Annotated in this window: 30 protein-coding genes; all 30 read left to right on the top strand. The window is 37.0% G+C overall.

Features of this window, described 5'->3' with window-relative positions; genetic code table 11:
• Nucleotide 1: 1 nt before the first annotated feature.
• Nucleotides 2-1,006, top strand: a complete 1,005-nt coding sequence (gene fliM, locus LMF89_RS06185) for a flagellar motor switch protein FliM (RefSeq protein ID WP_007934851.1) — start codon at nucleotides 2-4, stop codon at nucleotides 1,004-1,006.
• Nucleotides 999-2,108, top strand: coding sequence for a flagellar motor switch phosphatase FliY (gene fliY, locus LMF89_RS06190; RefSeq protein ID WP_229534366.1), 1,110 nt, complete (start codon nucleotides 999-1,001; stop codon nucleotides 2,106-2,108). Before fliM ends, fliY begins: the two co-directional genes overlap by 8 nt.
• Nucleotides 2,109-2,157: 49 nt before the next feature.
• Nucleotides 2,158-2,520 (top strand): response regulator, encoded by a 363-nt coding sequence (locus tag LMF89_RS06195; protein ID WP_007934847.1) that lies wholly within the window; start codon nucleotides 2,158-2,160, stop codon nucleotides 2,518-2,520.
• A gap of 2 nt (nucleotides 2,521-2,522) precedes the next feature.
• Nucleotides 2,523-3,086, top strand: coding sequence for a FliO/MopB family protein (locus tag LMF89_RS06200; protein WP_229534367.1), 564 nt, complete (start codon nucleotides 2,523-2,525; stop codon nucleotides 3,084-3,086).
• Nucleotides 3,087-3,851 carry a flagellar type III secretion system pore protein FliP gene (gene fliP, locus LMF89_RS06205; RefSeq protein ID WP_229534368.1) on the top strand — a complete coding sequence of 255 codons (765 nt, stop codon included), beginning with the start codon at nucleotides 3,087-3,089 and terminating at the stop codon, nucleotides 3,849-3,851.
• Nucleotides 3,852-3,861: 10 nt separating this feature from the next.
• The gene (gene fliQ, locus LMF89_RS06210) at nucleotides 3,862-4,131 is read left to right on the top strand and encodes a flagellar biosynthesis protein FliQ (RefSeq protein WP_007953609.1); all 270 of its coding nucleotides are present in this window, start codon (nucleotides 3,862-3,864) and stop codon (nucleotides 4,129-4,131) included.
• 18 nt (nucleotides 4,132-4,149) lie between these two features.
• Nucleotides 4,150-4,926: a flagellar biosynthetic protein FliR gene (gene fliR, locus LMF89_RS06215; RefSeq protein ID WP_229534369.1), complete on the top strand. Its 777-nt coding sequence runs from the start codon at nucleotides 4,150-4,152 to the stop codon at nucleotides 4,924-4,926.
• Nucleotides 4,883-6,031, top strand: a complete 1,149-nt coding sequence (flhB, locus tag LMF89_RS06220; protein ID WP_229534370.1) for a flagellar biosynthesis protein FlhB — start codon at nucleotides 4,883-4,885, stop codon at nucleotides 6,029-6,031. Before fliR ends, flhB begins: the two co-directional genes overlap by 44 nt.
• A gap of 19 nt (nucleotides 6,032-6,050) precedes the next feature.
• Entirely contained in the window at nucleotides 6,051-8,123 is a 2,073-nt protein-coding gene (gene flhA / locus LMF89_RS06225; RefSeq protein ID WP_229534372.1) for a flagellar biosynthesis protein FlhA, read from the top strand.
• A complete protein-coding gene (flhF, locus tag LMF89_RS06230; RefSeq protein ID WP_229534373.1) occupies nucleotides 8,124-9,191 on the top strand; it encodes a flagellar biosynthesis GTPase FlhF in 1,068 nt (355 codons plus the stop codon).
• On the top strand, nucleotides 9,191-10,078 hold the full coding sequence (locus LMF89_RS06235; protein ID WP_229534375.1) for a MinD/ParA family protein: 888 nt from the start codon (nucleotides 9,191-9,193) through the stop codon (nucleotides 10,076-10,078). Before flhF ends, LMF89_RS06235 begins: the two co-directional genes overlap by 1 nt.
• Nucleotides 10,079-10,111: 33 nt before the next feature.
• Nucleotides 10,112-10,759, top strand: a complete 648-nt coding sequence (locus LMF89_RS06240) for a flagellar brake protein (protein WP_229534376.1) — start codon at nucleotides 10,112-10,114, stop codon at nucleotides 10,757-10,759.
• 18 nt (nucleotides 10,760-10,777) lie between these two features.
• On the top strand, nucleotides 10,778-11,821 hold the full coding sequence (locus LMF89_RS06245; RefSeq protein WP_229534466.1) for a protein-glutamate methylesterase/protein-glutamine glutaminase: 1,044 nt from the start codon (nucleotides 10,778-10,780) through the stop codon (nucleotides 11,819-11,821).
• Nucleotides 11,822-11,835: 14 nt separating this feature from the next.
• On the top strand, nucleotides 11,836-13,875 hold the full coding sequence (locus LMF89_RS06250; RefSeq protein ID WP_229534377.1) for a chemotaxis protein CheA: 2,040 nt from the start codon (nucleotides 11,836-11,838) through the stop codon (nucleotides 13,873-13,875).
• A gap of 13 nt (nucleotides 13,876-13,888) precedes the next feature.
• Nucleotides 13,889-14,353: a chemotaxis protein CheW gene (locus tag LMF89_RS06255; protein ID WP_007934823.1), complete on the top strand. Its 465-nt coding sequence runs from the start codon at nucleotides 13,889-13,891 to the stop codon at nucleotides 14,351-14,353.
• A 28-nt stretch (nucleotides 14,354-14,381) separates the two neighbouring features.
• Nucleotides 14,382-15,002: a chemotaxis protein CheC gene (locus tag LMF89_RS06260; RefSeq protein ID WP_229534378.1), complete on the top strand. Its 621-nt coding sequence runs from the start codon at nucleotides 14,382-14,384 to the stop codon at nucleotides 15,000-15,002.
• Nucleotides 15,002-15,487: a chemotaxis protein CheD gene (locus LMF89_RS06265; RefSeq protein ID WP_007953589.1), complete on the top strand. Its 486-nt coding sequence runs from the start codon at nucleotides 15,002-15,004 to the stop codon at nucleotides 15,485-15,487. The genes LMF89_RS06260 and LMF89_RS06265 overlap by 1 nt, the downstream gene beginning before the upstream one ends.
• A gap of 16 nt (nucleotides 15,488-15,503) precedes the next feature.
• Entirely contained in the window at nucleotides 15,504-15,824 is a 321-nt protein-coding gene (locus LMF89_RS06270; RefSeq protein ID WP_229534379.1) for a hypothetical protein, read from the top strand.
• Nucleotides 15,825-15,855: 31 nt separating this feature from the next.
• Nucleotides 15,856-16,614, top strand: a complete 759-nt coding sequence (locus LMF89_RS06275; RefSeq protein ID WP_229534380.1) for a FliA/WhiG family RNA polymerase sigma factor — start codon at nucleotides 15,856-15,858, stop codon at nucleotides 16,612-16,614.
• Nucleotides 16,615-16,639: 25 nt separating this feature from the next.
• Nucleotides 16,640-18,268: a flagellar assembly protein A gene (locus LMF89_RS06280; RefSeq protein WP_229534381.1), complete on the top strand. Its 1,629-nt coding sequence runs from the start codon at nucleotides 16,640-16,642 to the stop codon at nucleotides 18,266-18,268.
• A gap of 46 nt (nucleotides 18,269-18,314) precedes the next feature.
• A complete protein-coding gene (locus tag LMF89_RS06285; protein WP_007953581.1) occupies nucleotides 18,315-18,650 on the top strand; it encodes a hypothetical protein in 336 nt (111 codons plus the stop codon).
• A 39-nt stretch (nucleotides 18,651-18,689) separates the two neighbouring features.
• Nucleotides 18,690-19,238: a DUF6115 domain-containing protein gene (locus LMF89_RS06290; RefSeq protein WP_229534383.1), complete on the top strand. Its 549-nt coding sequence runs from the start codon at nucleotides 18,690-18,692 to the stop codon at nucleotides 19,236-19,238.
• A 179-nt stretch (nucleotides 19,239-19,417) separates the two neighbouring features.
• Nucleotides 19,418-20,119 carry a 30S ribosomal protein S2 gene (rpsB, locus tag LMF89_RS06295; RefSeq protein ID WP_007934808.1) on the top strand — a complete coding sequence of 234 codons (702 nt, stop codon included), beginning with the start codon at nucleotides 19,418-19,420 and terminating at the stop codon, nucleotides 20,117-20,119.
• Nucleotides 20,120-20,194: 75 nt separating this feature from the next.
• On the top strand, nucleotides 20,195-20,842 hold the full coding sequence (gene tsf / locus LMF89_RS06300) for a translation elongation factor Ts (protein WP_007934807.1): 648 nt from the start codon (nucleotides 20,195-20,197) through the stop codon (nucleotides 20,840-20,842).
• A gap of 185 nt (nucleotides 20,843-21,027) precedes the next feature.
• Nucleotides 21,028-21,747, top strand: coding sequence for a UMP kinase (gene pyrH / locus LMF89_RS06305; protein WP_007934806.1), 720 nt, complete (start codon nucleotides 21,028-21,030; stop codon nucleotides 21,745-21,747).
• Between the two features lie 2 nt (nucleotides 21,748-21,749).
• Entirely contained in the window at nucleotides 21,750-22,310 is a 561-nt protein-coding gene (gene frr / locus LMF89_RS06310; RefSeq protein WP_007953576.1) for a ribosome recycling factor, read from the top strand.
• Nucleotide 22,311: 1 nt separating this feature from the next.
• Nucleotides 22,312-22,521, top strand: a complete 210-nt coding sequence (locus LMF89_RS06315; protein WP_229534384.1) for a hypothetical protein — start codon at nucleotides 22,312-22,314, stop codon at nucleotides 22,519-22,521.
• Nucleotides 22,522-22,584: 63 nt separating this feature from the next.
• On the top strand, nucleotides 22,585-22,683 hold the full coding sequence (locus tag LMF89_RS06320) for a 4Fe-4S binding protein (RefSeq protein ID WP_071882483.1): 99 nt from the start codon (nucleotides 22,585-22,587) through the stop codon (nucleotides 22,681-22,683).
• A 60-nt stretch (nucleotides 22,684-22,743) separates the two neighbouring features.
• A complete protein-coding gene (gene uppS / locus LMF89_RS06325; protein WP_229534385.1) occupies nucleotides 22,744-23,511 on the top strand; it encodes an undecaprenyl pyrophosphate synthase in 768 nt (255 codons plus the stop codon).
• A 20-nt stretch (nucleotides 23,512-23,531) separates the two neighbouring features.
• Complete coding sequence (locus LMF89_RS06330; protein ID WP_007953573.1) at nucleotides 23,532-24,359, top strand: phosphatidate cytidylyltransferase; 828 nt, start codon at nucleotides 23,532-23,534, stop codon at nucleotides 24,357-24,359.
• Nucleotides 24,360-24,404: the final 45 nt, after the last annotated feature.

The following is a 24,404-nucleotide window of genomic DNA, read 5'->3' on the forward strand; positions in this document are numbered from 1 at the left end:
ATTGGCAGGTTCAGATGTGTTATCCCAATCTGAAATTGATGATCTGTTATCTGCATTATCTACAGGCGTAGTATCAGCCGAAGAAATAAAAGATGAGCAGAAACAAAGAAAAATAAAAGTCTATGATTTTAAGCGCCCAGATAAATTTTCTAAGGATCAAATTCGTACCTTATATATGCTGCATGAAAATTTTGCTCGTCTTATGAACACTTACCTTTCCGCACATCTTCGGACGCTTGTACATATTGATGTAGCTTCTGTTGATCAATTAACGTATGAAGAATTTATTCGTTCATTGCCCAATCCAAGTGTTATTGGTGTTTTTCAAATGCGCCCTCTTAAAGGGAATGCGATTTTGGAGCTAAACCCGAATGTGATTTTTTCGATTATTGATCGTTTGTTTGGCGGGCCCGGCTTACCTCCTGCCAAAACACGATCATTAACTGACATTGAAGAAGCGATTGTTAAAAGAGTGATAAACAAAACACTAGAATGTTTTTCAGACGCTTGGAAGCAAGTGGTTGCGATTGAGCCTAAGTTAGAAATTATCGAATCAAATCCTCAATTTACTCAAATTGTTCCGCCTAATGATATGGTCGTTATTATTACATTACATGTGAAGATTGGCCAAGTAGAAGGACTAGTTAATATTTGTATCCCGTATCTAGTGCTTGAGCCCATCATGTCGAAATTGACTACTACCTATTGGGTTGCTTCTTCCGTTGCTAAACAAGCATTGCCTGAGCATATTAATGCAATACAGCGTAAGCTAGAAAAAGCTTTTATTCCTCTATATGTAGAATTAGGAAGAACGACAGTTACTGTGCAGGAATTATTAGGTTTAGTAGTGAATGATGTATTGCAATTAGAGAGTAAAATAGAAAATGATCTGAATGTAATTGTAGGTCAACGCGAAAAGTTTAGAGGGAAACCAGGACTCTCAGGACATAAGGTTGCATTACAAATAACACAAGTAATTTCAGAAGGAGATGAAAATTATGACTGAAGGCTTTCTATCCCAAGACGAGATTGATGCCTTACTAAGGGGAGAAGCTACTTCATCCTCTTCAACACCTGAGTTATCCGCAATAGAACAAGATGCCCTTGGTGAAATTGGTAATATTTCTATGGGAAGTGCGGCAACTACATTGTCTGTATTGCTTGGACGCCGGGTATCTATTACTACACCGCGTGTGTCTGTTTCTAATTTAGAGGAGATCAAGGGGCAATATCCTTTGCCGTATTTGGTTATTGAAGTTGGATATACACATGGCATCGTAGGGACTAATGTTTTAGCGATTCGAGAACAAGACGCATTAATTATTGCAGATTTAATGATGGGGGGGGACGGACTCAATCCACCTACCGAATTAAATGAATTATACATGAGTGCCGTGAGTGAGGCTATGAATCAGATGATGGGTGGAGTAGCGACATCCATGTCAACTATGTTCCGGAAGAAAATAGACATTGCTCCGCCGAATGTAAATTTGATTGATTTTGCAGTTGCTTCTAGCATTTCGAATGCTGTTGGAACCGATGACAACATTGTTCGTGTCGCTTTTCGTATGGAAGTTGAAGATTTAATTGATAGTGAAATTATGCAAATTCTACCGATTGATGTAGCAAAGGAAATGGTGGACAGCCTTATGAATGCCGTACAGCCACCAGCAGCTGCGCCAGTTGCAGAAACTCCCAAGGCTGCAGATGCATCGGCATCTCAATCCCAGGCTGCAAAAGCCCAGCAGCAAGTGGCAGCTGCTTCAGTCGCAAAACAGCATATACAGCCTGTTAATGTGCAACCTGTACAATTTGCTCCTCTAGTACAGGGTACGATGCCGGTCACTGATACCAATATTGATCGTATTATGGATGTGCCATTACAAGTGACGGTAGAACTTGGCAGAACTCGTAAATTAATTCGTGATATTCTAGAATTAGCACCTGGTTCAGTAATGGAGCTGGATAAACTAGCTGGTGAGCCTGTAGATATACTAGTGAATGGGAAACTAATTGCCAAGGGTGAAGTTGTAGTAATAGATGAAAATTTTGGTGTAAGAATTACTGATATTATAAGTCCACTAGAGCGGACCTATAATTTACAATAGTTATGATTGTTGATAATGGATAATAGAGTAATCAGGAGGAGATAAAATAATGGCGACTAGAGTGTTAATCGTTGATGATGCTGCATTTATGCGTATGATGGTTAAAGATATTTTGAGTAAAAATGGATATGAGATCGTAGGTGAGGCGGAAAATGGAGTAAAGGCATTAGAAAAGTACCAAGAACTAAAGCCAGATCTTACGACTATGGATATTACTATGCCAGAAATGGATGGTATAACTGCAGTGAAAGAAATTAAAAAAATTGATCCTAACGCAAAAGTCATTATGTGTAGTGCGATGGGGCAACAAGCAATGGTTGTTGAAGCGATTCAGGCAGGTGCTCGCGATTTTATTGTTAAGCCTTTTCAGCCAGATCGAGTATTGGAAGCTGTTCGCAAAGCGGTTGGTTAATAATGAATAAGAACAAATACCGAGTTTTCTGGAGGCTTTTTTTACTGCTATTTTGCATTGGAATCTTTTTTAATGGACAAGTTTATGCGGCAGAATCCAATGGCGATTATTTACAATACCAAGAGCCTAAGCCTGTGACTTCAACGTCTTGGCTTTCTACTGTTTCCTATGTTCTTTCTTTACTAATAACCTTTGCTGCTGTTATTGGTCTTGCATATTTCGCTTCCCGTTTTTTAGGAAAAAAATTGGGAAGCTTATCTGCTAGTGGCAGTAGTAGAATCATTAATACATTATCATTTGGTACTAATCGTGCTGTTTATACAGTGGAAATTGCAGGCAAATTTTTGGTACTAGGCGTTACTGATCATGCGATTACTGTATTGCAGGAAATAACAAACCCTGAGGAAATTGAAAAAATGAAAGCAGAACAATTAACAGTACCCATAAATCAATTCGATACTATCTTTCAAAAGCAGCTTGCTTCTCTGCAACGATTTTCACAAACTTTTCCTACTGCTTTTGGTGATATGCAGAGTAAACAAAAACATGAAAGTGGGAAGAGGTAAGTGGCTAAAATTCGAAATGCTATGATTGTTTTTACTGTTTTCATTAGTTTATTTGTTATACCAGCATTGGCAAATGCCGCACCTTTAGTTCCTCTTCCTAATATTAATGTTGAAGTAGGAGCTGCTACAGAGCCTAAGGATGTTGCACTTAGTTTGCAGATTTTACTCACGATGACGGTATTAACGTTAGCTCCGTCGATTTTGATTATGATGACTTCATTTACACGCATCATTGTTGTCTTATCTTTTCTGCGCAGTGCTCTTGCGACACAGCAAATGCCGCCAAATCAAGTTCTGGTTGGTATGGCATTGTTTTTAACTTTTTTTACAATGTCTCCCTATCTTGAACAGTCAAATCAAAATGGGCTGCAGCCATATTTAGCTGGCAGCATTACTCAGGAAGCTGCAATGACGGAAGTTTTAAAACCAATGCGTGAGTTTATGTTTAAGCAAACACGGGAAAATGATTTGGCATTGTTTGTAAATTTATCAGAAGGTGTTCGACCTAATTCACCAGAAGATGTTCCGACAACTACGTTAATACCATCTTTCATAATTAGTGAGCTAAAGACGGCATTTCAAATAGGATTTTTGATTTATATTCCTTTCATTGTTATTGATATGGTGGTTGCAAGCACATTGATGTCCATGGGGATGATGATGCTGCCTCCAGTCATGATCTCTCTGCCATTTAAGTTATTATTATTTATCTTAGTGGATGGTTGGCACTTGATTATTCTCTCATTAATTAATAGTTTTCACTAAAGGAGGAAATATGTCAGGTGATTTAGCAATACAAATTGGACGCGAGGCATTAACCATGGTAATGCTGATTGCTGCTCCCATGTTAGGATTAGGTTTGTTAGTGGGGATTTTAGTAAGTATTTTTCAAGCGACTACTCAGATTCAAGAGCAAACCTTAGTATTTATTCCTAAAATTATAGCAATTTTTGTCGCGATATTGGTCTTTGGCCCGTGGATGTTAAGTTTGATGGTTGATTATACTCGCGAGATTTTTATCAACCTACCAAACTTGGTACGTTAACGTAAGGGGTAATTATTTGTGGATCTTTTTGCACTTCTGCAAAATCAAGTAGCTTTTTTCTTGTTAATTTTTGTTCGTATAACTGGCATCTTCATGATGACTCCTATTTTTGGCAGCCGAAACATTCCAGTCAGTATTAAAGCTGGTTTATCATTAATCCTTACATATATATTATTTCCGATCGTATTTAATGATAGTGCTGCAATACCTAATGATTTCCTTCCTTACATTTTTATTGTAATAGGAGAGCTTCTTATCGGATTAACCATAGGCTTTTTAAGTTCATTGGTTTTTTCTGCTATACAAATGGCAGGACAATTACTGGACATGCAGATTGGATTTGGGGTTATTAATATTATTGATCCCCAATCTGGCGGTCAAGTACCTTTAGTTGGTAACTTCAAGCATATGCTGGCGTTGATTATTTTCCTAGCAACAAATGGACATCATGTGTTACTATCGGCTTTGTTTGTCAGTTTTAAGTTAATGCCAGTCACTGGTGTGGTAGTTAAAGCGGCTCTAACAAATTTTGTAGTTGATATGGTGGGAGATACTTTTATTATTGCCATGAAAATTAGTTTGCCTATACTTATTTCGCTGGTAATAACGGATGTAGCTCTTGGTATTTTGGCCCGTACGATGCCACAAATGAACATATTTGTGGTCGGTGTGCCAGGAAAAATTCTTGTTGGTTTATTTGTTCTATCTTTAGCATTACCTTTTTATATATTTTTTTTGGAGATGGCGTTTAATGGGATGTATAAAGATATTTTCCGACTTCTTTCCGTGTTCTAGCAAGATACAATTACAACCATTTTCTGAGAATGTATCCTTCGATTTACAGCTGTTTGCCGGAGAAAAAACCGAAGAGGCTACGTCTAAGCGAAAGGGAGAAGCTAGGCAAAAAGGACAAGTTGCTAAAAGTACGGAAGTTAACTCGGTATTTATTATTTTAGCAGCATTTTTTACATTAAAGCTAATTGGTTCTTATATTTATGATGAGCTCACGAGATACATGCAACTTAGTTTTTCTAATGTTGCAATGGCCGATATGACGATTAATTCCATTCGGGAAATATTCCTTGGTTTTGCCATTGTCTTTTTAAAGACAGCATTGCCAGTCATGTGTGTGATCTTGATTGTGTCATTGACGATTAATTTTATTCAAGTTGGCTTTCTTTTTTCTTTTGAGCCTCTTATGCCTAAATTTAGTAAACTTAACCCTATTTCGGGATTTGGACGTTTATTCTCAAAACGCTCATTAGTGGAACTCGTAAAATCTTTATTTAAAATAATCATTATCGGCTACTTTATTTATCGATTTATGAGAAAACAAATTGAGCAGATTCCTAGCCTAATCAGTGCTGAGCTCATTGATTCGTTACATTTAGCGGCATCCTTAATTTTAAATCTGGTATTTCAAATTAGTGCAGTAATGATTGTTTTGGCTGCATTTGATTATTTTTATCAATGGTGGGAACACAAGGAAAGCTTAAAGATGAGTAAAGATGATATTAAACAGGAATTTAAACAATCGGAAGGTGACCCACTGATTAAAGGGAAAATAAAACAGCGACAGCGAGCGATGTCGATGCAGCGCATGATGCAAGAAGTTCCAAAAGCAGATGTCATCGTAACCAATCCTACTCACTTTGCTGTTGCCTTAAAATATGAAAAATCTATGGCGGCTCCCATTATCGTAGCAAAAGGTCAAGATCTAATTGCTCAAAGAATTAAAGAGATTGCCAAAGAAAATAAAGTAGTAATTGTTGAGAATAAAGTTTTAGCAAGGGCTTTATATGCGGCAGTAGATATTGGTTATCCTGTACCGCCAGAATTATATCAAGCTGTTGCAGAAGTTTTAGCATATGTTTATAAATTAAAAAAACGCTTGTCCTAAGTTGTAGAAGGAGTAAAAAATGGCTACGCAAACATCGCCTTTTCCAGGTTTAAGTAAACTAACTAAATATAGTGATATTATAGTAGCCCTTGGAATTATTACCATTGTTATTATGATGATCATTCCTTTGCCAACATTCTTATTAGATTTATTATTAGCGTTAAATATTTCCTTGGCTCTTGTGATTGTAATGATTGCTGTTTACAATGTAGAACCATTGCAATTTTCGATTTTTCCTTCTTTATTATTGATCACCACCTTATTTCGCTTAGCACTGAATGTATCTTCTACCCGGCTTATTTTGCTGGATGGCTATGCTGGTGAAGTAATTATGGCGTTTGGTAATTTTGTTGTCGGTGGTAATGCCATTGTTGGTTTTATTGTGTTTGTTATTTTAATTATTATACAATTTTTAGTAATCACCAAGGGATCTGAGCGTGTTGCCGAGGTTGCAGCCAGATTTACATTGGATGCTATGCCTGGTAAACAGATGAGCATTGACGCTGATTTAAATTCTGGCGCTATTACAGATAATGAAGCGCGGCAGCGTCGCGTTAAGATTCAGCGGGAAGCTGATTTTTATGGTGCAATGGATGGTGCCAGTAAGTTCGTAAAAGGTGATGCGATAGCAGCAATCATTATTATTGTGATTAATATCGTTGGTGGTTTTATTATCGGTATGGTTCAGCGGGATTTAGGCGTGCTAGAAGCTTTACATAGTTATACGTTGTTGACGGTGGGAGAAGGATTAGTGAACCAGATTCCAGCACTTTTAATATCTACTGCAACAGGTATCGTAGTAACAAGAGCTGCATCGGAATCCAATTTAGGTCACGATCTCGTAGGACAGATATTTACGAATCCGAGGGTATTTTTTATTGTTGCAGGGGTATTGGCAGTGATGGGTTTTGTTCCAGGTTTGCCTCTAATTCCCTTTATAAGTCTTGGTCTTATTTGTTTTGTAGTTGGTTATATATTGGAAAGGACGATTCAATATAAACAAGATTCACAAGAGACTGATTTAGAGGAAAAAGAAAATGAAGAAGTTCGCAATCCAGAAAACATTGTATCATTGTTACAAATTGATACAATGGAGTTAGAGATTGGTTATAGCTTAATACCAATGGTTGATATTTCTCAAGGAGGAGATTTATTAGACCGGGTAGTTATGATTCGTAGGCAATGTGCCTTAGAATTAGGACTTATCGTACCTACCATTCGCATTCGGGATAATATTCAACTAAAACCGAATGTATATGTAATAAAATTAAAAGGAATCGAGATTGCGAAAGGCGAATTATTATTAGATCATTATTTAGCGATGAACTCAGGCACTGTTTTTGAAGAAGTGAATGGGATTGAAACGGTAGAGCCGGCTTTCGGTTTACCAGCTTTATGGATTCAAGAGACGAATCGTGAACAAGCTGAGCTTGCAGGATATACGGTAGTAGATCCTGTATCAGTGTTGGCCACTCATTTAACAGAAGTTATCAAATCCCATGCTTTTGAAATCTTAGGTCGTCAAGAAGTTCAGACTTTAGTTGATTCTGTAAAACAACATAATCCTGCAGTAGTAGAAGAGTTGACGCCTGCCTTATTATCTATTGGCGATATTCAAAAAGTGTTAGCAAAATTATTGCATGAGCGAATCTCCATTCGAGATATGGTGACTATTTTTGAAACGTTGGCTGATTATGCTCAACTTACTAAGGATACTGATATTTTAACGGAATATGTACGTCATGCATTAGCTAGGCAAATATCGCGGCAGTATGCACAGAATAATATGCTGACCTGCATAACCGTTGATCCGCAGCTAGAAAATGTTATTGCAGGAGCAGTCCAGCGTAATGAAAGTGGTTCCTATGTAGTACTTGAGCCACAGGTACTGCAGAACATTATATCGAGTATATCAAAGGAATTGCCGAAAATAACAAACATTGGCTATCAACCTATTATTCTCACCAGTCCTGCAATCAGAACGTATTTTTATAAATTAGTTGAACGCAGCGTACCTAATTTAATTGTTTTATCTTATGCGGAGCTAGAGACTAAGGTTGATGTGCAATCATTAGGGATGGTGAGAGTATAATTGAAAGTTAGAGTGTTTACTGCTGATTCTATGCAAAATGCTATCGCCCAAGCGAAAAGTGCTTTGGGGCGTGATGCTATTATTTTACATACACGAAAATTTCGCAAAGGCGGCCTTTGGGGGTTCTTTTCTAAGGAGGAGGTAGAGGTCACAGCAGCTGTTGATACTTCTATTGCTACCATACCTCCTCAAAAGGCAGAGCCTTGTGTTGAAGAGGTTGCTGTACAATCTGAACTTGCTAGTATGCGTAGTTTACTTGAAAAAGTAATATCTAAAATTCCTCAAGGCAGCGAACATTCCTCTGTTCTTGATTTGTTAATGAATAATGACATTGATATACAGATTGCAGAACAAATTATAAATGATTTGCCAATGGATTATACGAATTTTGACGTTGAGAGCCCAGAACTGAAACAGTTGCTTATTACACAGATTCAAACTTGTTTTAAAAGTGTAGAAGGTATTAAGATCCCTGAACAAGGTAGAAAGATAGCGGCGTTTTTTGGACCAACAGGGGTAGGTAAGACTACTACCATTGCAAAATTGGCAGCTAAATTTGCAATTCAAGAAGGATACCAAATTGCGCTAATAACTGCTGATACCTATCGTATCTCTGCTGTAGAGCAATTAAAGACGTATTCTGATATTATGGGGATACCTATTCATGTGGTGTATGCAGCCGATGAACTTAAAGCGGTATTAGATAGTAATCAGGACAAGCAGCTGATATTAATTGATACAGCTGGACGAAGTCCTCATAATGATGAGCAGTTAGACGAGCTGACAAAACTTTTACATATCGATGATGCGATTGAAAAATATTTAGTATTAAGTGCTACTACTAAATATAAGGATGCATTAGATATTGTAAAAAAATTTTCTATATGTATGCCTCATAAAGTCATTTTTACAAAAATTGATGAAACACGAAACATTGGCACTATTGTGAATCTATTATATCAATTTCCGATATCACTTTCGTATGTAACCAATGGGCAAAATGTTCCCGATGATATAGAGTTAGTTGATATTAATAGGTTGACGCCACTGATTTTGAGAGATTTGTAATGATGTGGGATCAAGCGGAAAAATTACGAAAAATGGTGCAAAGTTCATCTGGAAAAAAAAGCAGCTCCGTTATTAAAGCAAATCGTACCAATGCGAGGGTCATTACGGTTACTAGTGGTAAAGGTGGTGTTGGTAAAACTAATTTTACCGTGAATTTAGCACTGGCACTGGCAAAATTAGGGCAAAGAGTGTTGATCATAGATGCTGATTTGGGAATGGGGAATGTGGATGTAATATTGGGGTGTTCAACACCGTATAATATTCTGCATTTGTTAGAAGGTGGATTTTCTTTAATTGATATTATAACAGAAGGTCCTCTTGGAATAAAGTTTATGTCAGGTGGGTCCGGACTTTATAATTTAGCAAATTTAGATGATTTACAGCTTACGCGTATTATTAACAAAATTACGTTATTAGATGATTTAGCAGATATCATTTTGATTGATACTGGTGCAGGCATCAGTAAAAGTGTAATGAATTTTGTGGTAGCTGCTGATGAAGTAATTATTGTAACAACTCCAGAACCAACGGCAATTACTGACGCTTATGCGATGGTGAAAACCTATGTAAGTCACTCTGGAACTGCTGTATTAAAGCTAGTGATTAATCGCGTAATGGAGCCTGATGAAGGAAATATTGCAGCCGATAAGCTGATTAAAGTAGCACTTAAGTTCTTGGGATTAACAATCAGCAGTCTTGGTTTTGTTTATGAAGATAGTAATTTAGTTAAAGCTGTAAAAAAGCAAACACCGTTATTATTGGCATTTCCTAATACTGCATCATCACGCTGTATCGAACAAATAGCCAATCGTTTATTAGATAGGGCTAGTAGTAAGACTACAGGAGTTAAAGGTTTCTTTAATAAGTTATTAGGATTAATGCGGTGAGTTTGTGTTAGTAAGGAGGAAAGATTTATTAGCTTGGAACAGATAGTAAAAGTAAATCAACGCTTGGAAATTATGTTATCCCAAAATAGCAATACCCCACGTTTTACTAGTCGTGTTGAAGAACTTACTTCTAATGAGATGATAATTGCCATGCCGATGCAAAAGGGACGTCCTATTTTTCTGGAAAGCGGACGTGGATTTTATGGCAAAATTATTACTGAGAGTGGCGTTTATATCTTTAAAAGTAAATTTCTGAGTAAGAGAATGTATCCGTTACCGGTATGGATTGTTACAATGCCCTACGAAATTGAAAAAACGCAGCAAAGAGCTTTCGTTCGTTTTGATGTATCACAACCTCTGCAGATAGAGTATTTTTTGGATGATGATGCGGAGAATGCTATTAATCTTAAGGTAATGACTCGGGATCTTAGCGGTGGCGGATTGCAAGCTATATGCGAGCAATCAATAAAAATAGGGACAAAAGTAAATATGACGCTGACTCTTCCAGAGGAAGGTGACCTTGAGGTAGATGGTGAAGTTATCCGAGTGCAGAAACCACAAGAAGATCGACAATTATTTTGGATCAGTATCAAGTTTGTCGATACGCGTAATATTGTGCGTGACAAAATAAGTAGATTTATATTTAGAAAGCAGTTGGAACATCGTCAAAGAGGTCTCTAACTTACAGGAGGTAGAATGATGATCAAAATATTAATTGTTGATGATTCTGCTTTTATGCGTAAGCTATTATCAGATCTATTTTCTGCTGAGTCAGATTTTTTGGTAGTTGGCACAGCGCGAAATGGTAAAGAAGCTGTAGAGAAAGTAAAACAATTTAAACCTGATGTAATTACCATGGACGTTGAAATGCCAATTATGAGTGGGTTGCAAGCACTAGAAATTATTATGAAGGAAATACCAACGCCTGTAGTGATGCTTAGTAGTCTTACTAGTGCTGGAGCAAATGCAACGCTAAGTGCTTTAGAGTTAGGTGCAGTTGATTTTGTGGCAAAGACTGCAGGCGTTATTTCTAATATAGCTGGTATTAGTACTGAAATAGTAGCCAAAAGTCGGGCGGCAATTAAAGCAAACGTATCTCAATTAAGTAAAGTAAAGGTAATAGTACCATCTATGACGAATCTTTCATTTCAATCTTTTAAACAATCCACGAATGAGCCTATTTTAGCAATTGGTACATCTACGGGAGGTCCTAGGGCTCTCCAGGAGATTGTTACTAGATTACCTGGTAACTTACCTTGCGGTGTAGTTATTGTTCAACATATGCCCCCAGGATTTACTCGATCCCTAGCTGAACGTTTAAATTCTTTATCCTCTTTGACAGTAAAAGAGGCTGAGCACAATGATATTATACGTGCGGGGTTAGTTCTAATTGCCCCCGGTGATCATCATATGAGCATCGAGCGTGAAGGTAATAAAAAAGTTGTGAAATTGAATCAGAACCCTCCTGTTGGTGGACACCGACCAGCAGTAGATCCTATGATGGAATCCGTTGCCAAGGCTTATGGAGAGAATGCTGTTGGGGTAATTCTTACGGGGATGGGTCATGATGGTGCTAAAGGTATACAGGCTATCAAGCAAAAGGGTGGCTACACCATTGCCGAAGACCAATCTACAGCTGTTGTATTTGGTATGCCTAAATCAGCGATTGAACTCGGTGCGGTTGACAAAGTAGCGCCACTTTCAACTATTGCTGCAGAAATTGTTAAAGCTATTGTCAAATAATTATGGAGGTGGAAATGATGGATACAAATCAGTATATGGGAATGTTCTTGGAAGAATCTCGAGAACATTTGCAAACGCTTAATAGTTGTGTATTAGATTTAGAAAATGATCCTGAAAACCTATCTGTACTTAGCGAAATTTTTCGTAGTGCTCATACAATAAAAGGTATGTCAGCTACTATGGGATTTACAACAATTGCAGAATTAACACATGAGATGGAAAATATATTGGATTTATTACGTAAAGGTCAATTAAAGGCAAGCCATGATATTATTGATACTATTTTTAGATGTGTTGATACTTTAGAGCAACTAGTAGAAAGTGTTGCATCAAATAATGAAAGCTCTATTGACAGCAAGCCATTGATTATTAAGCTTAAAGCTTTGGCTAAAGGAGAGGCTGTTTTATCTACTCCTGTAAAAGCAGAAGCCGTTAGCATAGCACCAGGAGCATCTTCTTCAATCGAGCTTAGTGATACAGAAATAGCCGTTATAAAAAAAGCACGTGATCAAGGTATGCAGGCGTATGAGGTACAAGTTTCTTTGCGAGAAGGTTGTCTTTTAAAGTCTGCCCGATCCTATATGGTTATGAATGCGTTAGATGAAATTGGTGAAGTAATCAAAAGTATCCCAGCAGTAGAAGAATTAGAAAAAGAAAATTTTTCTCTTAGTTTCCAAGTGATTGTGATATCGGGTAGTGAGGCAGAGAAAATTCAACACGCGGTATTATCAATTTCAGAAATTGACCAAGCGGTTGTTTTGCCATGTGTATTGCCTAATGATGCTACGGAAGAAATCATTGCTCCGAAATCGATAGAACCAATGAAAAAAGATGACGAAGCTGAAAAAACTGGAAATGTCCTTGTGCATACCCAAACCACTGTAGAAAAGAAAAATAAAAGTGGTCAATCAGTGCGTGTGGATATTGATAAACTAGATACCTTGTTAAATCTTGTCGGTGAATTAGTGATTAATAAGACCCGACTGGAACAAATTGGTCTTACCCATAAGCTAACAGATTTAGTAGAAACAATTGAACAAATGGATCGAGTAACTACTGATTTACAGGCTGTCGTCATGAAAGTACGGATGGTTCCTGTAGGACAAGTTTTTAACCGTTTTCCAAGAATGGTTAGAGATTTATCTCGCGATCTTAATAAGGAGATCAACCTTATCATTCAAGGTGAAGAAACAGAGCTTGATCGTACTGTTATTGATGAAATTGGTGATCCACTTGTTCATTTATTGCGCAATTCCATTGACCATGGTATTGAGCATCCAAATGAAAGAGAAGAAAAAGGTAAAAATCCTATTGGTGAAATTCGCCTGATTGCTCGCCATGAAGGTAATAATGTAATTATTATGGTCGAAGATGATGGCAAGGGTATTAACGCTGATATTATTAAACGTAAGGCTGTTGAGAAAGGTCTTATTTCTCAAGGTGAAGCTGATGCCATGGATGCCAATGAAGCCGTGCGTTTAGTATTTCTGCCAGGTTTTTCTACAGCTGCTGTTGTCACGGATGTTTCTGGGCGTGGTGTAGGTATGGATGCTGTAAAAAATAAAATTGAATCCCTTGGTGGTATGGTCGATGTTGAGACCAAGGTCAATGAAGGCAGCAAGTTTAAAATTCGGTTGCCGTTAACACTAGCTATCATACAAGCATTGTTGGTTAAAGTTTCAGAAGAAATTTATGCAATTCCGCTAGGATCAATTGATAGTACCATCAATATTATGCCTTCTGATATTAAAACAGTACAAAATAAAGAAGTGATTCTGCTCCGAGGACAAATTATCCCTATTGTACGTTTAGCAGATGTGCTTAACATACCTGATTCTGACAATCAACATACGGAAGAAGAATTGTTTGTGGTTATTGTACATATTGGAGAGCAGCGTGCCGGAATTATTGTTGATAATCTAATAGGGCAGCAGGAAATTGTAATAAAATCCTTAGGAAAACTTTTAGCAGGAATTAAAATTATTGCTGGCGCAACTATTTTGGGTAATGGTCAAGTAGCACTTATATTAGATATCGGTTCATTAATCCAATAAGGAGGAGCAGCACATGTTAGAAAAAAGCTATGCAAGCAGCGAAGTACAGCTAGTTGTTTTCAAACTAGGTAAAGAAGAATACAGTGTCAGTATTTTGCAAGTGCAAGAAATAAAACGGATTACTGATATTACAAGAGTCCCTCACACACCAGATTATATTAAAGGTGTAATTAACCTGCGAGGCAGTGTTTTACCAGTTATTGATTTAAAGAAACGCTTGAATTTGCCCCAACAAGTCTTGACAGAAGATACACGGATTATTATTGTCAAAGTAGATGAATTATCTGTTGGCATGATCGTGGATGCTGTCTCAGAAGTTATGACAATTGATCAGGAAAATATTGATTCACCAGATGTTGTAGCGGGGAGTGTGGCAGCAAGCTATCTTAGTGGAGTAGGCAAATTGGACAATCGACTACTCATTTTATTAAATTTAGAAGAAATTATTGGCGTTGGTCAAGAAACAAAAGTAGTGTAATTATTGAGTTTAAAATGAGGTGGAACTATTGTCTGATGAAATATTAAAACTGTCAATGTTGCAGCTTGATGCATTAAGGGAAATTGGCAATGTTGGTGCTGGGAATTCCGCCACAGCATTATCACAAATTATTAATCGTAAAATAGATATGACGGTCCCTAAAATTGCCATTTTGCCTTTAGGGGAGGTGCCAGATGTAGTTGGTGGTCCAGATGCAATGGTGGCAGGTGTATATTTACGTGTATTTGGTCCTGCTCCCAGTAGTATTTTATTTTTGTTACCTCGTGATAGTGCTTTTTATTTAGTCGACATGCTAATGGGGAGAGAGCAAGGGCATACAACCTCATTAAATTCTATGGATGAGTCTGCGTTGATGGAAATTGGTAATATTCTTGCAGGTGCTTATCTCAATGCATTATCCCACTTTACTTCTTTGACGTTATTACCATCTATTCCAGCTCTGGCAATGGATATGGCTGGAGCTATCTTAAGCGTTATTTTGATCCAGTTAGGACAAATGGGAGATCATGCACTCGTAATTGAAACCGAATTTACCACTGAGAATGATGGCGTAAAAGGACATTTTTTCTTGATTCCTGATCCTGGTTCGTTAAATACCATTTTGGCGGCAATAGGGGTGAAGGAATAATGTCAGAACTAATAAAAGTTGGGATGGCTGATTACAAAGTTGGTAGTAACCCCTCGAGTCTTATAAGTTATGGATTAGGTTCTTGTGTTGGCATTGCACTATATGATACAGCTGCAAAAATTGGTGGCTTGGCTCATATTATGCTTCCTGATAGTACACAAGCACGTTCAGCTGAAAATCCAGCTAAATTTGCAAATACGGCTTTGCCTTTGATGTTAGATGAAATGATTAAACTGGGGGCTGCAAAAAACCGTATTTTAGCTAAAATTGCTGGTGGAGCTCAAATGTTTACCTTTGCAAATGCAACAGATGTTATGCGTGTTGGTGAGCGTAATACGGAAGCTGTACGTATATTATTAAAAAAAATGGATATTAAATTAATCGCAGATGATACTGGTGGGAATTATGGGCGCACTGTAGTATTACATTTGGATACAGGCATTTATCTCATAAAAACAATTGCTAAAGGTGAAAAAGAACTATAATCAGGGAGGAATAAAGGTGCTTAAGTTGCGTACTGCTCTGTGCTTAGCACTCATTGTTGGTACCCTGACACTACTAAACGGTGTGTTGCAAGGTGCTAGAATAGAAACGATTATTTATCGTATCATTGTCTCAATTGCTATTTTTGGTTTTATTGGCTATGGCATAGGACTTATAGTGGAAAGATTTTTAAAAAATATTGCTTTAAAGAAGTTAGAAGAAAAGTCTCAAAGGGATGAGCTGAAAGAAAATGAACCTTCAGATGACGTTACCGAGAATTCAGAATTTGCTCCTTTTACCTCTACTAGTTTTGAACAAATAACGCGCCCCAAAGAATGAGATATACGTGGGTTTATGGGGGTAATCATAGATGTTAGATAATAAGCAAGCTAAAATAGAAGAAATTATGAAATTGTGGCTAGAATATCAGCAAAGTAGGAAAGTGGAAATACGAGAAAAGCTGATTGAATACTACTTATCGTTAGTTAAGTTAGTTGCGAGTCGCATTGCGATTAGCTTACCACAATATGTAGATAAAGACGATTTAATTAGTAATGGTTTTTTTGGTTTACTTGATGCAATTGAAAAATATGATCCGATGCGGGGAATTAAGTTTGAAACTTATGCCGTTGTTCGTATTCGGGGTTCTATGCTTGATGCCATTCGTGCACAAGATTGGGTACCAACCAGTATTCGCCAAAAGGCAAAACAATATGAACAAACGGTATCAAAGCTTGAAAATCAATTAGGGCGTGCTGCGACTGATAATGAGATTGCTGAAGCTCTTAGTATTTCAGTCAATGAACTATATGTTCTATTAAATCAGCTCAATGCTAGTACAATCATGCCTTTAGATGAATTTATAAAAACAGAAACCTCTTCTGCGCACCTAACGAACCCGTCAGAGCAAATTGAAATAGAAGAAGTAAAGCAAGCCTTAGCCAAAACAATCGATAAATTACCTGAAAAAGAAAGATTAGTTGTTTCTTTGTATTATTATGAAGGACTAACCTTAAAAGAGATCAGTTTAATTTTGAAATTGTCTGAAGCGCGTATTTCTCAGCTGCACACTAAATCAATTTTCCGATTAAGAGGAGCATTATCACGGATTAAATCAAGTTTTATTTGACACCGTTAAGGGGGAATATCAAGCTATGATTGGTGATGAACACGTTGAGGTTCAAGATGGACAAAAAAATGATAAAATTCCTGGATTTTCAATTGATATCAATGATAGTGGTGTATTTGTAAAAATACACTCTATTGAAGATGGTGCATCTTCTGTAAACGAAATAGCTATATTTGAACAATTAAATAAGCAGGGAGTAACGGAATATAATCGTAGTTTAATCATTGCTGCCATTAAAGCGGCGGATGAGCAACCGGTAAAAGTAGCAGAAAAGCCTAAAGTAGAGCCTCAGCCTGATCCAGAAATCCAGGTAAATTTGACACGTGATAAAATGGAAGCAACTTTAGAAATTGTGTTGCCGCCACGATGTACACCTTTAACCCTGGAATCCGTACTTGAGAAAATCAAGGCTAGTGGTATTGTTTTTGGAATTGATGATAAAGCCATTCAGCAGGCCTATGAATCTCCAGGTACAAGAGTGACATTTGCTTGTGGTCAACAACCAATTCATGGTACAAATGCCCAGATTAAGCATCATTTTATATTGGCTGCAAAAAGTCGGCCTCAGGAAATGGAAGATGGTAGTGTAGACTTTAAAAACTTAAATTTGTTTACGACGGTGCAACAAGGAGATATCTTGGCAGAAAAAATTCCAGCAACACCAGGAATTGCTGGAATGGATGTATTAGGTAACAACGTTATTGCAAAACCGGGTAAAGATATGTTGCTTCCCATAGGGAAAAATGTAAGTGTTGTGGATACCAATACCATTGTGGCTGATATAGCAGGACAAATTCTGATGATCAATAAAAAAATTAATGTGATGCCCATTATTGAAATTAAAGAAGATGTAGATGTTTCGACAGGCAATATTGAATTTATCGGTAATGTTACCATACGTGGTTCTGTGCAACCGGGATTCTCAGTAAAAGCTGAAGGTAATGTGGAGATTTTTGGTACTGTTAGTGGCGGTATTGTAGAAGGAAAAAATGTAGTTATAAAAATGGGCATTCAAGGAATGCATCGCGGTTATGTTAAAGCGAAAGAAAACGTAGTTGCTAAGTTTATTGAAAATGCTACTGTTCATGCAGGAGTGGATATTCTGGTCAGTGATGTTATACTTCATTCTCGGATAACTGCGGGAAAAAAAATCTTAGTAGAGGGACGCCGTGGCTTGATTACTGGTGGGACGATTATGGCTGGAGAAGAAATTCGTGCTAAAGTGATTGGCACTCAGATGTCAACCAGTACAGAACTAGAAGTTGGCGTAAACCCATCATTGCGGGAAGAATATCAACATATACGTCGTGAAATGAAAAAAGTTGAAATTAATCTTGAACAGGCCCAAAAAGCGTTGAGTATTTTACGATCAATGGATCAACATACGATACCTCCTGAGAAACGTGAAATGCTTTTGAAATTAACAAAAGCTCAATTTCATTTAGTAGGACAAGTTGAAACGATGCGTACTCGAATGGTCGTCATTGAAGGTGAGTTCGAAGAAATGCGTACTGGACGCATAAAGGTAGCTGATATTATGTATCCTGGAGTTAAAGTTGTAATCGGTACATTGGTTAAGCCAATACGCGATATTTTAAAATTTAGCTCTTTATATGCAGAAGATGGCGAAATAAAAATTGGTACGTTTAAATAATATAGTTGGATTTTTTCTGTTGTATCAGGTATAAGGTGGTGGGACAATGTCTATTAATCCAATAGAGTTGCAAGTGTTGATTCCCAAAGCTACTGAAGTAGGCAAGGCTCAAAATCTTGCCAATCGTCAAGAAACTCTACAGCAGCAACATGTTGCTGGGCAATGGAATGATATTTCTACAAATCGTCAGCACCAGGTACAAAGTGCAGCTAAAAATGAAGGCGGCAAAGTTGGACGCGACAAGGAGGCCAAGGAAGAAAAGCATTCTCCGAATGAACAAAAACCTAGGCAGAATGATGAGAGCAGTATTGAAAAAGACAAGGTAAATCGGGCTTCTAATAACGATCCCGTTCGGGGTCATATCATTGATATAAAAACATGAGACAATGTTGTTGTTATCGAGAACTTATGAGGTGAGAGTATGTTTTCTAATATTTTTATTGTTGTACTAGTTATTATATTTCTTATTGTTTTTGTGTTGTATAAGCGACAAATGCTATTAAACTTGTTTTCTCTTGAAATTGCATCTTCTACGACTCAATTTCAAGAGCAGATAGAGGAAACAGCTGAAGTTGTCATTCAACGACTGGAAGAAAGGATTCGTTACTTAGAGGATATATTAATAGCAGCGGATGCAAAGATTGCGGGATTAGATAAAAAAATGATGATGGCGGAAAAGCTTTTAGATAAAGAGATTAAGGATGAGCATTTATTTCGAAAGTTGTCGAATTTTTCAGAAAAAATGAAAGAAGAAAATATAGAAACCTCTTCTCAGCAACTAAATCCGATACAGGAGCCGATAGATAAAAACTATAAGGTGATAGATAATGATAAAGAAATCATACGTAATCATAAGCGTGACTCTGTATTAGCTTTGGCTGAGCAAGGATATAGTAGCATTGAAATTGCAAAAACGACAGGAATAAGTAAAAGTGAAATCATTCTGCTACTGCAGTTACATAAAAAGTAAATGGAGTATTAAAAAAATGCAAAGTTCTTGTATAATATCTTGTTATATAAAAATAACTATGATATAATAATTCGTGTTGTAAATCCACACGCAATCTAATTTTATTTACTGTGCTAACAACATGTTGGTGATAAATAGAAAATGCGGATTGCGGCGGTAATTTAACAGGAGGTGTAAGTATGTCAGTAATTTCTATGAAACAGCTTTTAGAAGCAGGTGTTCATTTCGGACATCAAACTAGAAGGTGGAACCCTAAAATGGCTCCTTATATTTTTACGGAGCGTAATGGTATCTACATAATTGACTTACAAAAAACAGTCAAAAAAGTGGAAGATGCCTATAATTTTGTGCGTGAAATTGCACAAGATAAAACAATTTTATTTGTTGGAACGAAAAAACAAGCTCAAGATGCAGTAAAAGAAGAAGCAGTTAGAAGTAACATGTACTACATCAATGAAAGATGGCTCGGTGGCATGTTGACAAACTTTCAGACCATTCAAAAACGTATTGGACGTTTAAAAGAATTGGAAAAAATGGAAGAAGAAGGGCTGTTTGAAGTACTGTCTAAAAAGGAAGTTATTACTCTTCGTCATGAGATGGAAAGATTACAAAAGTTCCTTGGCGGTATTAAAAATATGACTAAATTACCAGGAGCATTATTTATTATTGATCCTCGTAAAGAACGCATTGCTGTTGCTGAAGCAAAGAAGCTTGGTATACCTATTGTAGCGATTGTAGATACTAATTGTGACCCAGACGAAATTGACTATGTCATTCCAGGTAATGATGATGCTATTCGTGCTGTTAAATTGCTTACAGCTAAAATGGCAGATGCTGTTTTGGAAGCTAGACAAGGTGAACAAGTAGAAGAAGCTGAGTAATTGTATTTAGATAAAGGTAAGGGGAAAAATAATATTTTTCCCTCTTACCTTTAATAATAGATAGGGGGACTTTATATGGTAACTGCTGAAATGGTAAAAGAATTGCGCCAACGTTCTGGTGCAGGCATGATGGATTGCAAAAAAGCCCTAACTGAAACAAAAGGTAATCTTGATGAAGCCATTGATTATTTACGTGAAAAAGGCTTAGCAGCTGCTGCTAAAAAAGCAGACCGAATTGCTTCAGAAGGTGTTATTGAAGCTTACATACATGGTGGCGGACGTATTGGTGTAATGGTTGAAATCAATTGTGAAACTGACTTTGTTGCAAAAACAGATAAATTCAAAGATTTAGCAAGAGATATTGCAATGCAAATTGCTGCTACGAATCCTACATGTGTACGTCGTGAAGAAGTACCTGTAGAAGTGTTAGAGCATGAAAAAGAAATTCTTAAGGCCCAAGCTCTAAATGAAGGTAAGCCTGCCAATATTGTGGAAAAAATGATTACAGGCAGGGTTGAAAAATATTACAAAGAAGTCTGTCTAATGGAACAAGTTTTTATCAAAAATCCAGATCAGACAATTACTCAACTTATTAATGAAAATATCTCTAAAATTGGTGAGAATATTTCCATTCGCAGATTTACCAGATATCAGCTTGGTGAAGGCATCGAGAAAAAAAGCAATGATTTTGCTGCTGAAGTAATGGCTGCTGTTAAAAAATAAGAGAACACTGCAGTGTTCTCTTATTTTTAAGGAATCAGAGTATATTAAATTTTGATTTCAAATTTGGAAGGACAAAGCTTATTTCTATATCTTATAAGATAAGGTAAAGGCTTTGTCTTTTCTTAAATGTATTAGAGGATTTAGTGTAGTTTTGTAGAATTCAATGGAAGGATGGAGGGATATGTTTGCTTACATCAAAATATAAGCGTGTAATTTTGAAGCTTAGTGGTGAAGCTTTGGCTGGGCAGCAGGGATATGGTATTGATCCAGTTATTGTTGACTCTATCGCTCGCCAAATAAAAGAAATTAGAAATACAAACTTACAAGTTGCAGTGGTCGTTGGTGGGGGAAATATTTGGCGTGGCTTGTCTGGAAGTGCTAAAGGAATGGATAGAGCTGCTGCTGATTATATGGGAATGCTAGCTACTGTAATGAACTCTCTGGCTCTTCAGGATGCTCTAGAACAATGTGATGTGGATACCCGTGTGCAAACTGCAATTGAAATGCGTCAAATTGCTGAGCCATATATCCGTCGTCGGGCTGTTCGCCATTTAGAAAAAAATCGTGTAGTTATTTTTGCTGCAGGTACTGGTAATCCTTATTTTTCTACCGATACAACAGCTGCGCTTAGAGCAGCGGAAATTGAAGCAGATGTAATTCTTATGGCGAAAAAGAATACGGATGGTGTATATGATTCTGATCCTCGTTTAAATCCAGAAGCTAAAAAGTTTAAAGAGTTAGCATATATTGAGGTTCTAAAACGAGGTTTAGGTGTTATGGATTCTACTGCCACTAGTTTGTGTATGGATAATAAAATTCCCATTATTGTGTTTAGTATTGACGAGCCGGGGAATATTTTGAAGGCTGCCCTTGGAGAAGATATTGGTACTGTTGTGGGGGGATAAAAATGTTAATTAAGGAAATATATGATAGCAATACCGAAAAAATGAAGAAAGCAATTGATGCTTTGCGCAGAGAATTATCTACTTTGCGTGCAGGGCGAGCTACGCCTGCATTGTTAGATAAGATTACAGTCGATTATTATGGTACGCCCACACCGATAAATCAAGTGGCAAACATTGCTGTACCTGAACCACGGATGATTACAATTCAAGCATGGGAAAAATCGATGATTGCGCAGATTGAAAAAGCAATTTTAAAATCAGATTTAGGGCTTACACCTAACAGTGATGGAGTTGTCATTCGATTGAATATACCACAATTGACGCAGCAGCGTCGTATAGAACTTGTGAAGGTTGTTCATAAGAAAGCTGAGGATAGCCGAATTGTCATTCGTAATTCTCGGCGCGATGCAAATGATGCAATAAAAAAGCTTGAGAAAGATAAAGCGATATCCGAAGATGACGTAAAGAAAGCTCAGGATGATATGCAGAAACTGACTGATAAGTACGTAAAGGAAGTCGATACTATTATGAATGCTAAAGAAAAAGAGATCATGGAAGTATAATATGATAGATGTAGTAGCAAAATCCTTATATGTAGCAGAAAAGCAGCTAAATGAAGCACAGATACAATATACGGTAATTGTGACTCGTCCAACACGTCACATATCGGGATTAACAGAGGATTGCTTTTATGTTATACGGCAGCAGTTTCATGATGGCGTGTATCATCTGGTAGCTGCTGCTAAGATGGGGAGAGAAAGTGTTAAATGTTAACTTGCAGTGATAAACATAACCTTGAAAATAGTTGTAAAGTAGCTTTTTCTGTAAGTATATGTTTTGAATGAAGGGAATGTCATATTTACCATTTTAACAAAATGTGTAGAATGCGGTGCCTGTGCGGCGGTTTGCCCTGTTGGTGCTATTTTGGCTCCATGACTGGAACCCCCTCGCAAGAGGGGGTTTAGTTGCTTGTTAGATTATCTTGGAGGTCATAACATGTGGGAAAAATGGTTTAACAAAAAAAATGAGAAGATTGCTACAGAAAATATAGTAGAACAAGGAAATTTACCCCAACACGTTGCTATTATCATGGATGGAAATGGGCGATGGGCTAAACGAAAAGGATTGCCGCGTACTTTTGGTCATCGAGCAGGTGTAGAAAGTTTACGCCATATTGTTACAACGGCTGTTAATATGAATTTGAAAGTATTGACCACATATGCATTTTCTACTGAAAATTGGAAAAGACCGGAAGATGAAGTGAACTTATTAATGCGCTTATTTTCTGAATATCTTGAAAGCGAAATTGATGAATTGCATCAAAAAAATGTCCAAATTCGCTTTATTGGCAAAATAGATGAATTAGCTACTGCATTACAACAAAAAGTTGAAAAGGCCCAGATACATACTGCAAATAATACAGGGTTAGTTTTTAATTTGGCAGTCAATTATGGTGGGCGAGCAGAAATTGTACGTTCTGTTCAGATGATTGGCGAGAAGGTTGCTAGAGGCGAAATTTTACCTGGCGATATTAGTGAAAAAAGCATAATGGAAAATTTATATACAGCCAGTTTACCTGATCCTGACTTGATCATTCGACCTAGTGGTGATTTTCGAATCAGTAATTTTTTATTATGGCAATCAGCGTATGCAGAATTCTGGTTTACTGATATTTATTGGCCTGACTTTAAGCCTGATCATTTTCTACAGGCTATTGTGGATTATCAGAAACGAGAACGAAGATTTGGGGGATTAAAAAAATAAGGTTACAGGTAGGTGCTTGAATGCTGGGGAGACGGGTTTTAACAGCAGTAATAGGTATACCTATTACTATCTATGTAATTCATTATGGTGAGTGGTTATTTGCTGCTGCTATTTTGATTCTTACATTATTGGCATGGCATGAATTTTATACAATGCTGCGTAATAAGAATATAAAAGTATTTTATAATTTGGGAATTCTAATGAATGCTTTGATACTAGGATGCGCCTGGTTAGGCAACTCTCAGGAAATGACCATGACATTCGTTTTTGCCACTCTATTATGTCTAGTAAATATGGTAGTGTCAGGAAATAAGTTTACTGTTGCTGATGTAGCTTTTTCTATACTTGGCATTACTTATATTGGCGTAGGTTTTTCCCATTTATTGCTTTTAAGATATACTGATAGTTCTTTATATATAACGACTTCTGTGGGGACGTTGTCTATGGGAGCTAGCTATTTGTGGTTAGCCTTTATTGGAACATGGGCGAATGATACGTTTGCTTATTTTGTAGGGTCGCGTTTTGGGCGGCGTAAGCTATGCCCAGCAATCAGTCCAGCAAAAACAGTAGAAGGTTCTATTGGGGGACTCGTCGGTAGTATTTTAGCGATTACCCTGTTAGGATTGTTATTTAAGTTACCAGTAAGTCATAGTATAGCCATGGGTTTAGTAGTTGGTGTTATTGCGCCTATTGGAGATTTAGCAGAATCTGCGATAAAACGTTTTGCAGGAGTAAAAGATTCTGGAAAATTATTGCCAGGCCATGGTGGAATTTTGGATCGTTTTGATAGTATATTATTTACAGTACCTATTGTTTATTACTATATACATATGTTTCTATTACGGTAATTTATTTCTAGTGTATAATTTAAGTAGGTTAAGGGAGATTTTTAC

Source organism: Pelosinus baikalensis (assembly GCF_020819555.1).
GTDB lineage: Bacteria > Bacillota > Negativicutes > DSM-13327 > DSM-13327 > Pelosinus > Pelosinus baikalensis.